This window comes from Enterococcus sp. BWB1-3 (assembly GCF_016745275.1).
GTDB lineage: Bacteria > Bacillota > Bacilli > Lactobacillales > Enterococcaceae > Enterococcus_L.
This window is the reverse complement of sequence record NZ_JADOEP010000005.1, coordinates 161,161-173,133: the sequence shown is the minus strand read 5'-3', so window position 1 is coordinate 173,133 and position 11,973 is coordinate 161,161. Positions and strand designations below refer to the sequence as shown.

14 protein-coding genes are annotated in these 11,973 nt (G+C 41.5%); 3 read left to right on the top strand and 11 right to left on the bottom strand.

Features of this window, described 5'->3' with window-relative positions:
* Positions 1-14: 14 nt before the first annotated feature.
* Positions 15-728, bottom strand: coding sequence for a hypothetical protein (locus IW492_RS05960; protein ID WP_202066619.1), 714 nt, complete (start codon positions 726-728; stop codon positions 15-17).
* 372 nt (positions 729-1,100) lie between these two features.
* On the opposite strand from IW492_RS05960, the gene IW492_RS05955 reads away from it, so the two are divergent.
* From IW492_RS05955 to IW492_RS18515, 3 genes are all read left to right on the top strand, one after another.
* On the top strand, positions 1,101-1,241 hold the full coding sequence (locus IW492_RS05955; protein WP_202066617.1) for a hypothetical protein: 141 nt from the start codon (positions 1,101-1,103) through the stop codon (positions 1,239-1,241).
* A gap of 60 nt (positions 1,242-1,301) precedes the next feature.
* Complete coding sequence (locus IW492_RS05950; protein WP_202066616.1) at positions 1,302-1,559, top strand: hypothetical protein; 258 nt, start codon at positions 1,302-1,304, stop codon at positions 1,557-1,559.
* 103 nt (positions 1,560-1,662) lie between these two features.
* Positions 1,663-1,863: a helix-turn-helix domain-containing protein gene (locus tag IW492_RS18515; protein ID WP_202066614.1), complete on the top strand. Its 201-nt coding sequence runs from the start codon at positions 1,663-1,665 to the stop codon at positions 1,861-1,863.
* A 31-nt stretch (positions 1,864-1,894) separates the two neighbouring features.
* Here IW492_RS18515 and IW492_RS05940 read toward each other — a convergent pair whose 3' ends face one another.
* The 10 genes from IW492_RS05940 to IW492_RS05895 form a co-directional block, all read right to left on the bottom strand.
* Positions 1,895-2,656, bottom strand: coding sequence for a peptidoglycan amidohydrolase family protein (locus IW492_RS05940; RefSeq protein ID WP_202066613.1), 762 nt, complete (start codon positions 2,654-2,656; stop codon positions 1,895-1,897).
* On the bottom strand, positions 2,649-3,083 hold the full coding sequence (locus IW492_RS05935; protein WP_202066611.1) for a hypothetical protein: 435 nt from the start codon (positions 3,081-3,083) through the stop codon (positions 2,649-2,651). The genes IW492_RS05940 and IW492_RS05935 overlap by 8 nt, the downstream gene beginning before the upstream one ends.
* Entirely contained in the window at positions 3,080-3,373 is a 294-nt protein-coding gene (locus tag IW492_RS05930) for a matrixin family metalloprotease (protein WP_202066606.1), read from the bottom strand. Before IW492_RS05930 ends, IW492_RS05935 begins: the two co-directional genes overlap by 4 nt.
* Positions 3,366-4,460: a hypothetical protein gene (locus IW492_RS05925; protein ID WP_202066597.1), complete on the bottom strand. Its 1,095-nt coding sequence runs from the start codon at positions 4,458-4,460 to the stop codon at positions 3,366-3,368. The genes IW492_RS05930 and IW492_RS05925 overlap by 8 nt, the downstream gene beginning before the upstream one ends.
* Positions 4,457-6,727: a hypothetical protein gene (locus IW492_RS05920; protein ID WP_202066595.1), complete on the bottom strand. Its 2,271-nt coding sequence runs from the start codon at positions 6,725-6,727 to the stop codon at positions 4,457-4,459. Before IW492_RS05920 ends, IW492_RS05925 begins: the two co-directional genes overlap by 4 nt.
* 6 nt (positions 6,728-6,733) lie before the next feature.
* Positions 6,734-10,150, bottom strand: a complete 3,417-nt coding sequence (locus tag IW492_RS05915; RefSeq protein ID WP_202066593.1) for a phage tail protein — start codon at positions 10,148-10,150, stop codon at positions 6,734-6,736.
* 276 nt (positions 10,151-10,426) lie between these two features.
* Positions 10,427-10,888 (bottom strand): hypothetical protein, encoded by a 462-nt coding sequence (locus IW492_RS05910; protein WP_202066591.1) that lies wholly within the window; start codon positions 10,886-10,888, stop codon positions 10,427-10,429.
* Positions 10,889-10,908: 20 nt separating this feature from the next.
* On the bottom strand, positions 10,909-11,274 hold the full coding sequence (locus tag IW492_RS05905; protein ID WP_202066589.1) for a hypothetical protein: 366 nt from the start codon (positions 11,272-11,274) through the stop codon (positions 10,909-10,911).
* 16 nt (positions 11,275-11,290) lie between these two features.
* Positions 11,291-11,656 (bottom strand): hypothetical protein, encoded by a 366-nt coding sequence (locus IW492_RS05900; protein ID WP_202066588.1) that lies wholly within the window; start codon positions 11,654-11,656, stop codon positions 11,291-11,293.
* Complete coding sequence (locus tag IW492_RS05895; protein ID WP_202066586.1) at positions 11,631-11,972, bottom strand: hypothetical protein; 342 nt, start codon at positions 11,970-11,972, stop codon at positions 11,631-11,633. Before IW492_RS05895 ends, IW492_RS05900 begins: the two co-directional genes overlap by 26 nt.
* Between the last annotated feature and the right edge of the window lies 1 nt (position 11,973).

Genomic DNA, 11,973 nt, shown 5'->3' with positions numbered 1-11,973 from the left:
TCCTCATCGTAATATTACTTGTTTGTTTTGTATTTACTCAATAGCTGTATGAGCCTGTTTGATTCATCCACAAATTCTATAGCACTTTTTTGCAATTGACTATAGTCTCCCTGTACATAGTTTGTAAAACCTATACCTGATGTATTATCAAGGATACCAAAACTATGATTCACTATCTCAAAATTTGATATTAGTTCAAATAAATCATCATCAAAATACAATTCATATCTTTCAATGAATTTTCTTAATTTACTATCTATTTCTAGACATTGAAGATGTGCAATACCCATATAGTTATATTCTACTTTATTATTAGAGGAAAATAGAAATTCACGAGTAGACGTAAATAATGTTTCATCAAAATATTTTTTAGGATTTTCTATTATTTCATCATATAGCGCTATTTCATCTCTTGTACTATCATGATATTGACAATTAATAGGTATCGCTACTACTTTTCTCTTTATGAAATCTATCAAATGATCTACTCTCTTTCCTGCCACACGCACAAATCTTTTTCTGTTTTTTCGTTCTTCTAAAGACTCAAAGATTTTATTAATTGCGAAAATAGTTAACAATAACTCAAAAGGTAGCCAAATCATATTTTCAAAAATAAAATTCCATTTTTCATTACCATATGGTAGTAAAAAACCAACCCAGCCTATCAAATTAATGATTACTAAAAAAAACATATACTTTACCCACATATTTGTAAAATACTTCTTCACCAATACCACTCCTAAAATATTTATACCTTATTACATTTTCTCCAACAGATAAACCTTTCCGCATAACCACCAACACCCGTATCATTCTACCCTGCATTACTCCACATAAAAGCCCGATAAATCAACATTCTTATTCAACCGAACCGCATTACTTGTGGTAAGGCTCATCAGTTCTGATTATTTATTATACCACTGCATGATACTGAAAACCGCTTAAAATAAGGGTTTCCGTCTCATATGCGACAAAATCATTTTCAATAATTTCGTAAGCATACGGTATTTTTGCCCCTTTTCTGCCCCTTTTTTTATCTAAAAAGTGTTGACTTTATACACGTTAGCGTGTATACTGTAATTATAGAAAGGAGGTAAGATATGGGGCGTAAGGAAAAACGTAAAGAAGAGAAACTCAACAAACACCAATCAGTTCTGATAATAATTAATTTAATCATTGCACTGATTAACTTAATTACAAAACTAATTGAAATGCTTGAAAAGCTTCTCTCACAACCATAGGGAATAGGGCGAAAGCCCTCCCTTCCCTTTAATCTTATCATAAAATTGGAGGAAAAGAAAATGAATGTAGAATACAGACTAGTTTTGGGAAAACAAGCAAACTTAACAACTTGGGCGAATGGCACGCTCGTAGGCAGTACAAAATTGAGATTCAAACAGCTTCCTGAAGCTCTGAAAGATATCGAGTCTATTGAGGTTAATTATCCAGAAGCTATGCTAGCTAAATATTTGACTAAAGCAGGGTTCAAATTTGAATCAAGCTTAAATATATCATCTGAACGTAGTCGCTATGAAATTTGGACTAAGGAGGCAGCATAATGAAACTATCAACTGGCGAAAAATTAACGGTTGCTACTATCGTGTTGGTAGTAGTTACTGTTATACTCTTCATAGTAGAAAGATTATTGTAGGAGGTAAAAGCGTGGCAACCGATAAAATCGATCTGGATAAATTAGAAATTTATTCAGCGGCAGAAGCGGCGAAAATACTGGGAAAAGAAAAAAGCTATATAAGACAGATATACGCAAAATATCCAGATCGTTTCCCGCCCGGTTCTGTTCGTAAAGTTGGCAGAGAGTATTTAGTGACAAAAGAAGCTATAGAAGCCTTGAAACAAAAGTGACCCGTCCTATTATTAAGACAGGTCACTTTTTCTATTTAAATGTTCCCCATGGTGTAGCGTTACGCTTACCGTTGGCCGTTGTTCCTGTAGCTAAGTAGCCATAGGCCCCGTTTGCTCTCGGTTGTCTAATCCACACATGGCCGTTTGAATCAACCTTATAGGCATCATACTTGATTGACTGGCCAGGCGTTATCTTCGCAATGACAGCCGCTCCAGTGGTTGCTGCTGTTCTTAGGTTGATAGTTGTGTTTGGGTAGAATGTTGCGGATTCCGCCAGCCATTCCCCTTTTGGTGTTTCTACCGTGTTGCCTCCGTCGTTAGTGTTTGAGACGTCAGACCCGGAACCATTTCCAGAAGTTTGGCCAGCATATCGGTAAACGGTCACCGCCGGTTTTCCGTTATATGCCCATATTGTGTCATGGTCATTTATTGAAATTCCGTTATATCCGAAGTTACAGTGGATCATTTGATCGTTTTCATTTAGGAAAATACCAGTATGGCCAAAATCGCCGCCACTTGCTCCACGGATTCCCCATATGAATATATCACCACGCTTCACAGCATAATAGCCATTGACCAACGGCACCTGTTTCCAGCCTGCTGCTTCCAGGTCTTTAAACAGTGAATCCGTGTTGCCTATCTTATTGGCAGCCAGGAAGCCGCCAGCTCTCAAAGCAAAGTACACGGCAGAACTGCAATCATAGCTGTAAGGCCCTAGCCGTTGATTCTGTGAGTAAGTCACCTTACCCACACGGTCGGCCATCCACTTGATCATCGTTTCAAAGTTAGGCATTTTTTAATGCCTCCTTTACAGCTTTCAACAACTTGGGTTGTTTAGGTGTAGCATCAAATTTCAAGCCCAATTCCTTAGAAAGCTTTAGCAGTTCATTGTACTTCATATTATCCGGATTTTTCGCACTCTCAGCCGTTTCGGTGTCTTCTCCGGAAGATTCTTCAACCTTCGCCGGAACGTCCTCAGAATCGCTTATATAAGCTTCGGCCATGTCTTCAACTTTTGCTGTATTCTCTGATAACCATTTCAAAGCAAATTCAGCAGTGGCCTCTACTCGTTCCAAAAATTGAACGTAAACAACAATGGTTTTGTCATCCTCAGTGAACCATTTACTATTATAGTGCGATTCATTCATAGCTACCTTTTTGCCGTTGGCTGTTCTTAAAGCTCCATCAAATTCTTTGATTTTCTCAATAGTTGTTTTCATAATGTCATTCCTCCAAGCTCTTGTGCTCTGCCCCTCATGATAGGGTGGTTAGTGTCATAGTGTCTAAATCCTAAATAGTGGCCAATCTCATGGGCTATTACCACATCTAAGGCAACGTGATACTCTTTCGCCTTGTCTTCATACACAACGACCGTGGAACCCTTCTGGTAGCCCACAACAGGCCTAGTCCACGGCCTTGATTGCTTTACAATAATTTGAACACTTGAAACGTCATGTCCTTTTTGGGTCCAATATCTTTTGGCATTTTTTATTGCTTCATCTTTATTCATCGGCAAATTCCTCCAAAGTATTAGCTAGGACAAAATCGGCATTGTTAATAATAAAGGTCTTACAGTTGATCGTATACGAATACGGAACATAAAGTTCTTCCCCATTCACCCCGATAATAAACTGGGCACGTGGTTCCGGCAGCACTGCCAGATCCCCAACCGTATAGCCGTTATATTGACTTAGCACATTATTAATAATTCTTGTTCGGGTGCTGTTGTAATCAGAAAAGTTTATATCATCTAATTTGAAGCGCAGCCCGTCGTCAATCCCTTTACTATTAATAATCTCCGCTGATCCTCGAACCGTCTCAAAGGGTCCTCGCTTAAACTCCATAGCCCGCATAAGAATCGAACTTGCCTGGTCGTCGTTTATGGCATTTTCATCACCGTCGATATATAGAATCAATGCTTCATAGTCTGCAGTCGATATTCTAGTTCTCCACGATTTCAAGGTTGATTTAGCATCAATGCTGCCGATCACTTGCACGATCCTGCGACTTGTATCGTACTGTGGGTTAGTGTCTGTCTTATTTCCATATTCAAGCATGGCGATTGCTTTGTCTGCCACCGCATAAGAGTTCCATGTAATACTAAACAATTCAATCCTTGCATAATAAACATCCATAGCCCCATTAAAACCGTGTGTATTGAATACAGTTTCCACGATGGAAACGACATTTGCCCCAGCCAGTAGGCTGTCTATGGCATCACGGGCCGTCATGTTGTCGTTCTCTTCTATTTCAATGGACGGCAACTTATTGCCGTTTGTCGTCACCTGTACGGATTCATTCGCCAGGGTCACCAGTTGCATAAGATTGTACGTCCCCGGCTTTAGGTTAATGTCTTCGGTTAGTTTTCCCAAGACGTCACGGGCTGTCATATCTGTACCCGTAACGTCTTGAGCGTAGCTGGTAATGGCATATAAACGATTATTCACTGCCACATACCTGTATTTTCCAATCATTTCACGGCTGACAATGTGGATCTCACTATTCCAGCCATCAATTGATAAATCGAACACATCCAGCTCAGTTTCATCAATGGCCCATAGCGGTTGAAATTTATCGTATCTATTCATAAAAATCATAGGTGCCTAATCTCCCTTGCTACAACGCCCAGCGTAATATCATACTCAGACAAATCAATGGAAAGCGGAACCTGCTCAGTGATCACTTCCGGCGGGCGATACCCTACAACATCATATTCAGCGCTAGAAACCATTGTGGCATCCTCTCCATAAATCGTCATTCTAATACGATCCGCATTCCCCGGAACTGTTATACCACCCCTGGACCATTGGCTGTTCTGAGCTGTTCTTAGCCATGTACCACGATACGCCAGATCCCAGTCCTGTGAAGCATCATGTGAAAAGACTGCTTCATCGTACCAGGTCGCATAATTTCCATCTGTGAAACGCCATTCTAGTTTTACTTTGTAAATGTACGCTCCGCCAAAATGAACGTAGGAAGCATTTGCTACGAGGTTTCCTGCTTCATCCACGGAATACCCTACCAAATTTAGTCGTATGGTCAGAATATTGTTGTTCACTTCGAAGCCTGCGCCGTAACCTACATCGTTGCCGTGGGCTTGTGCCATCGGGATTCCGCCGTAACCTGTTGCTCCAGGAGTTCCGCCTAGAATGACATTTTTGAACGGCCCTGTATTGTCATAGCCTCCATGGATTTCAAACCACTCCAGTGCTCGATTGATTGGCGGCGGTGTGATCGTTTTAGTAACAGTAGTACCCAGTGTCGAAGTTTTCGGGTTATTCTTGATCTTAAATCCACGTCCTCGATACTTAACCCGATTCAATGAACCAATTCCGCTTGTCTGCAGCTTCTTATGAAAAACGGTCGGTGTAATAAAATTCCGGCCAGATTCTCCGCTGGATACATTCAAATGCTGATACATTAGATTGCAGCCGACCAACATCGGCACATTGTTCTTTCCGAGCGTCGAAACATCCTGAGGCTCACCATTTACAACTTTATCCGGATCGAACCACTTGTCACTTCCGATTATTGAAAGTTCTTTATTGTCAGCATTGTTTTTAAAGCGACTGTTATTCTGCATTACAATAGTAGCGATGTGATGCTCAGGCAGACCATTATGAACAAGCCCGTCAATTTGATAGGTTTTAAATTCGTTCACATGGCTAGTTAGTTCCATCGCAGCGCCATCTTCATTCCCTTTAGTGGCTAGCTGAATAATTTGCGCTTCATTGTTGTAAGCTACACCTTCAGGGATTTTGACCGTGATAGAAATTTCTTCCTCACCAGAATACCCGGTGAAGCTTATTTCTGAAATATCGAACGGGGCGAACCATAACGAAGTATTGACTGAGCCTAGCGGATCAATACTATTCGAATCGTCAAAAACGTCAGCCGGATTCTTCTTTTTATAGTAGTCATAAAAATCACCGTTTTGGTCATACTCAGCTGAATCGTAGCCGTGCTCCTTGTTCGGTTTGTCCCCGCTTGCTTTCAAATCATAGTTGGAACTATCGTAGTCTGTTGTATCGTAGAACCCTGTAGTACTTGCGTTCCCTGAGCCGTCGTCGTATTTAGATTGATCGTACAACCCTGTTGAGTCATAAGCAGCTGGCGTTTTAGGGAAGCTGTCTATCAATCGATCCACTGACGTTTCGTGTTCTAGGAAGAACATTATTCCGTAATTATCCGCGGTAGAAACGACGTCATCAAATTCAGTTGTAATAAAATCAGTTGTATTCCCGGCATACTTATTCCAGATATCCTGCTTCATGATTTCGAAATAGCGGTTGATCTGCCAACGAAGAAATTTGGCTGCATTCAATTTATTTATATTGTCGTCGATCCAGTCCACATCATCGCTTATCTTCTCTGTTTGCCACGATAGATTATAAGTAATGTATTCCATATACTCGATCAAAATATTCATGTTTAAGCGGTATTTGTATGTGATTTCCCGTTCAGCATCACCGTTACGAGCTAACGAGCTGTAGGCTCCGCCGGTGCTGTTTACATCGTTATGCCGGCTCAATCTTTCATCCACTCCCGCAAACGTCAGCACCCGCCGCAGATCGTCATGAATATCAAATGTTTCTTTCGAACTATGAGCGTACCAACCGGTATTTAAAGTACCTAGCCATTTATTAAAGGAATGCTCAAAGCTTTCAAATTCCCCGTAATTATCCTTAGATACCAACCAGCGATTCTTCACGATGCCGGTTGTTTTGTTCTCCAGATCATAACGCTGAGGGGCTAGGTCTGCCCCTCGTTTCAAAAAGATCATGTCATTCTCAAGAAATGATAAGCCGGTATATTGAACATGGTATCGCTGGTTTATCTTTGGTTGTGTCTGCGAATAGTCCATTTTTCATTACCTCCGTGTTTTCGCTTTATTCATCAATTTTATAAGCGGTTTGAAAATCGTTTGTGCAAGTGTTTGACCATCCACTTGAAGGATTACCGGTTGACTGCTCGCTTCAAAGGTTCCTGATACATCCACATTGACATTATTGGACGTTTCCACTCTGCTACTCGCTTGGTTGGCACTCATAATATTTACCGGCGAAGCCGCTAGATTATTATCAATCCCGGCATAGACCAGCATGCTATCAGTATATGTTCCATACGCCAAACCACTAGCATTCGCTTGAGCTTTAGCCCCTGCCACAGCTGAGGCAATTCTTGAGCTTGCTTGATTTGCGATTCTATCGATCACTGACATAATCGAATTAACTGAAGAAGCAATTCCGGAAGCGATTGCCGCACCTAAATTAGATCCGGCACTTCTAAACGCGCCCTGATATCCATTAACCGCGCTAACGCTTGCCGATAATGCCGAACTAAAAATCCCTGGCAAACTATTCAACAGGCTTTGTATCTGACTTATCATCACTCTAACTACTGCGACAACTGCAGCAGACATTATTCTAAATGCTACAATAATCATCTGGGTAGCAGTGATTGTGGCAGTCGCCATTGCAATCATAGAGATTCTAAAAGCACTAGCCAAATTCTCGATTTTATTTTTAGTTATCCCGATAAAGTGAATCAAATTCGATAAAGCACTAACCAAAGAACCAACAATACTTATCGTGCTTGAAAAGATAGAAACTAAGCTGCCCAACATCGAAATGATATGAGAAACGGTAGTCCCTAAAGTACTTAACGAAGCATTAAAACTGGTTACGCTGCTTGTTATTGAGGACATAATAGCCATCAAGGTAATAAAACCGATTGTGCTTGACAGGATCCCTTGTGATAGTTCAGTAAAAGCTTTGACAGCCATACTGGTAAATACTGAAATTCCGGCCAGCGTTGCCATTGAAGCCAGGGCCGTTTCTGCAAAAGTAGTAAACGCCGGTGCCGTGGTTTCTACCTGAGTTTTCAGCTCAGTTAAGGCTGAAGTGATTGAAGGTACAATCCCGACAATTCCCGTAAATGAAGCCATCACTATCAGCATGCTAACGCCTAAACTTGCTGCTGCAGTCTGAATCGTCGTGATTGAATCAGCAAGTTTTTTCATTCCGCTTCCTAGTTTTTCCATAGCGCCCGAATGTTTAGCAAAATCTCCCAAAGCATTGCCGACTGCTGCTAATGTCCCGACCAAGTCTCCCAGTTTTAAATCAACTAGGGTTTTTATTCCGTTCGCCATTTTTTCGATGCCTTTTCCGGCGTTCAAAGCTGCATTACCCATTGATTCAAAAATACCCGCAATGCTATCCAAAATTCCTGAAATACCGCTGGAAATGCTGTCAACAACTGCCACAATTGCATCGCCTATTTCCTCGATCACGTCACCGATACCCTCTAAAATAGGAGTGATTTCATCCAGTAAATTCTGAAACAATTCAATAATTTCAGAAATCACAGGTGCTATAACCTCAACGATGGATTGGATATTATTCCCAAGTGATTCAATCACAGGTGCCAGTGCTTCAATAATTGCCTGAATGTTATCCCCAATCGGCTGAAAGGCTTCCACTAATTGAACAGCTCCATCCGATACTATTTGAACAATTTGAACAAAATTATCTCCTAGAGCAGCGCTGATTTGAACCATTGCATCTGCAATAATTTGAACTAGCTGATTGAATGCCTCTGTTAAAATGGGCAAGACCACTGCAGCAAACTCTGTGATATGTGGCATCATTGTTGCGAAGGCTTCGGCTACAATCGGAACAATCGTTTCTAATGCTTCCGAGATTATCGGCACAATTGTTGTAAAGGCCTTAGTCAAAACTGGAATCAACTTAGCTGCTGCATCTGCTACTGCTGCAATAACTATAGCGAATGCTTGACCGAATGCGATTACCAAAGGCGACAGCATAGAAAGGGCTGTGGCTAACACCGGAAACACTCCCGCCAACTTCACAACAACTCCCGCTAACCCTTCAAGAAACGGAATGACCATATCCCTAGCAGCTGCTAATGCAATAATGGCCACCGTCACAGTAGCAATTACGATGGCAAATCCTGCCGCCGCTTGGATATTGAACGCTCCTTTAAACGCACCAGTCATAGCGCTACCTGTTGACGATGCTTGACTGCCTAAACTTTTCAAAGGGTTTCCCATTCCTTTTAATACTGATGCAAATTTTAACCCTTTGACAACTGCGAACATTGCTACAAAAGCTAAACCGACTTTTTTCGCTCCGTTTACCAACGAATCAAAATCCGGCATTTTTAACTTGAAATCACCAAACTTACTGCTAAAATCTGTACCGAAAAGACTATCTAAAAGTTTAGCCCCTTCTTTTACTGCCTTTTCAATATTCTTAGGAATTGAGCTAAAGAAATTTGTACCAAAAATACTATCAGCAACTTTGGCTAAATTTCCTAAAGCATCTGCAAGTAATCCTGGAATCATGGGCTTAATCGTATCAAAAGCTTTCATTAAACCTTTAGCAAGTTTCGGTGCTAACTCAGCAGCCATTTTCATAGCGATACCGCCAAAATTCAGGGCGCTTTCTACTACCGCATCTATTCCCTCGCCGGTCGCTAGGAAATTACCAAATGCACCTTTCAACGTTTGGAAACTACCGGCTAGTGTCGCATTTTCTTTTGCATAGTTTCCGGCAGCATATGAAGATTTATCCAGAAACATCTCCATGGCCAAAGTTACTTTTTCCGCCTGGGTCATTTCTTTAGTTGTCTTACCTATGCCTTTTTCTAATGCATAATAATTTAACTTTGTATCATCAATGGCCACCCCTAAGTTATCCATCATAGTAAAGTTACCTTTAGCGGCTCCGGCAACTGATTCCATCGCCGCATCAACATCGACGCCCATGATAGAGGCCACGTCAGCAGCTCTTTGCATCGCCTTAGTAGTTAGCTCTACACCTTGTGCCCCTTCAATTCCTGAACCTTTCATCAAGGCCCCCATTTTGTTTGCGGTCTGTAAATACGCACTTTGACTTAAACCAAGCTTGTTGTAGGCTTCCGCTCCTTGTTTTTGAATTGTGTTAGCAAATTCTCCAAAAACAGCTTCAGAACCACCTATCTGTTGTTCTAATTCTCCGGCGGCTTTTACGCTAGCCATTAACCCGCCGACTGCTGCAGCCCCGCCAACCGCCAGCCCTTTAAAAGTAATACTAGCTGCAGTTTTGGCCATATTTGTTAAGGCTCCATCAAGCTTATTTATCACAGCCATAGCGCCCGAACCATCCGCCTTTATATTCATGCCTTTGGCCGCCGCCTGCATCATTTTGAGCATTTGCCGTTCAATAGCATCTAGTTCGCCACCGTTAGCATTTATTTCTAATTCTAATTGACCTTGCGAAGCCATTTATCTATCACCTACCTTATACGTCCTACAACTTCAACGACCCAGCGACCGCTACGCAATCCCCACATCTCGCGTCCAGCTTGTTTGTAAGTGCCGAACTCTTGGAAAATAGCATGGTTACACGTATTCTTGACTGTCCATGAGTTCTTGCTATTTCTTGTAAGCTTCCAACTACGCTGCAGTTCGCCGGTGTCGACAGGAGAGAGTGTAACGGAATTTCGCAACTGCACTTCTAAACTGTCGTTTATTTTGTCATAGAGTGCATCACGTTCAGCATTAAATGCGCTTATCCAGTCCACGCCACTTCACCAACCTCTCTCTCAACGAAGCTTTCACAGTATTCTTTTTTTCTGTTTTCTTTATTTTTTGTTGCTTCAACTGCTTTTCCTCAGTAACATCTGTGGTTAGCTGTTCATAAAGTTTTTTAGTTGCTACAAAGTCTGTTCGATTGATTCCTTGGAATTCTAGTAATTCTTCGACTGAAAAAGGCTTTGATTTTTTTCCGGCTCTCTTCTTGTCAGCTATTGCCGTTAAAAGCGACTGTGTGGCCACATGAATCCGCTCTTTAAAATTCAAGGTCAACAGTCGAGCGTTAAGACGTTTTATAAATAATTCGTCAGCGTTTATGATTTCTTCATAGCTGTACCCTGTGACGACGCTCAGATACTCAGCCACCTCGTCCTCGTCATCCAACAAACAATCGCCTAGAAAAACAGGCACGATTGAATTAATGAACAATCGTACCTCGTCAGTTTTCCTTACAGACTGATCAACTTTTTTGTGTCTAGTTCTTCTTTTACCTTTTTGGCGAATTCAACTAGATCGGAATTATCCAGATTGGCCAACCAGTCAAAAAACTCGTCTCGGTCCATCTTAAATTGCAAGGCATAGCCAACCATGCCCAAGTGATACTCAAGTGTTTCTCGTTCTACCTCTTTATCCGCTTCAAACAATCCTTTAAACTGCTCAATGGCCATATCAGCCCCCGGCATTTGCATCGCCATTTTCTGTCCATCCATGTCACGCTCTACTGATAACGTAAAAATTTTATTTAGCACATTGAAGAACTTTGCGCTCTTTGCGAAGATTACTGTTTTACCTTTGATTTCTTTTGTAAATGCCATTTGTCATTCTCCTCTATTATTTGATATTTAACAGGCAATGAATGGTGCCATCCTGTTCTCTGATAATTCGATAATTTAAATCACATCTGATTGACTGCTGAACAGCTCCATCAATCGCCCATACAGCCTGCAGCATGTCGCCTTGCTTGTCCCAAGGGAAAAACACATGAACCACAGCTGAATAGTCGTAAACGTCACCTTGTCGGCTGCTACGCACAGCAACCTGGGTTCGGTCAAAATTTATTTGATCTATCCAGGCATAGGGCAACTCACCTTCGTAAGTTTCAGGAGATTCAGCAATGGATAATCCACTGCTTTCAACAGCTGCACGAATTGCATTGTAGAAAAATAACGGGTTATGTTCCCAATTCCGTTGAGCCATGTTTTACCTCCATGAACTGGCACGAATGCCATTTTCTGCCCCGGCCACGCTCCACTTTTTTATAAGATCCTTTGATTGGTTTGAAAATAGTATCGCCCCATTTCATCATCTTAAAAGGGATCGGCCGCTGCGACTTCACACTGATAAATTCCCGGTATTCAAATTCTGTTCCGGATCCGTCCAGCCCTCCGGTTGATCTCCAGCGGATATCAACATGAAGATAAGGAACATCATATTTTTTAGGTCCATGATTGCCTGTGGCCGGATCATAGGTTGTTTTCTCTGATTCATAAAAAATTGTTTGATTATAAACCACA

What these genes read in the sequence shown, in the direction of transcription:
- IW492_RS05925 (WP_202066597.1), bottom strand. Translation starts at nt 4,460, where the DNA reads ATGATTTTTATGAATAGATACGATAAATTTCAACCGCTATGGGCCATT.
- IW492_RS05935 (WP_202066611.1), bottom strand. Translation starts at nt 3,083, where the DNA reads ATGAAAACAACTATTGAGAAAATCAAAGAATTTGATGGAGCTTTAAGA.
- IW492_RS05900 (WP_202066588.1), bottom strand. Translation starts at nt 11,656, where the DNA reads ATGGCTCAACGGAATTGGGAACATAACCCGTTATTTTTCTACAATGCA.
- IW492_RS05950 (WP_202066616.1), top strand. Translation starts at nt 1,302, where the DNA reads ATGAATGTAGAATACAGACTAGTTTTGGGAAAACAAGCAAACTTAACA.
- IW492_RS05905 (WP_202066589.1), bottom strand. Translation starts at nt 11,274, where the DNA reads ATGGCATTTACAAAAGAAATCAAAGGTAAAACAGTAATCTTCGCAAAG.
- IW492_RS05930 (WP_202066606.1), bottom strand. Translation starts at nt 3,373, where the DNA reads ATGAATAAAGATGAAGCAATAAAAAATGCCAAAAGATATTGGACCCAA.
- IW492_RS05955 (WP_202066617.1), top strand. Translation starts at nt 1,101, where the DNA reads ATGGGGCGTAAGGAAAAACGTAAAGAAGAGAAACTCAACAAACACCAA.
- IW492_RS05920 (WP_202066595.1), bottom strand. Translation starts at nt 6,727, where the DNA reads ATGGACTATTCGCAGACACAACCAAAGATAAACCAGCGATACCATGTT.
- IW492_RS05940 (WP_202066613.1), bottom strand. Translation starts at nt 2,656, where the DNA reads ATGCCTAACTTTGAAACGATGATCAAGTGGATGGCCGACCGTGTGGGT.
- IW492_RS05915 (WP_202066593.1), bottom strand. Translation starts at nt 10,150, where the DNA reads ATGGCTTCGCAAGGTCAATTAGAATTAGAAATAAATGCTAACGGTGGC.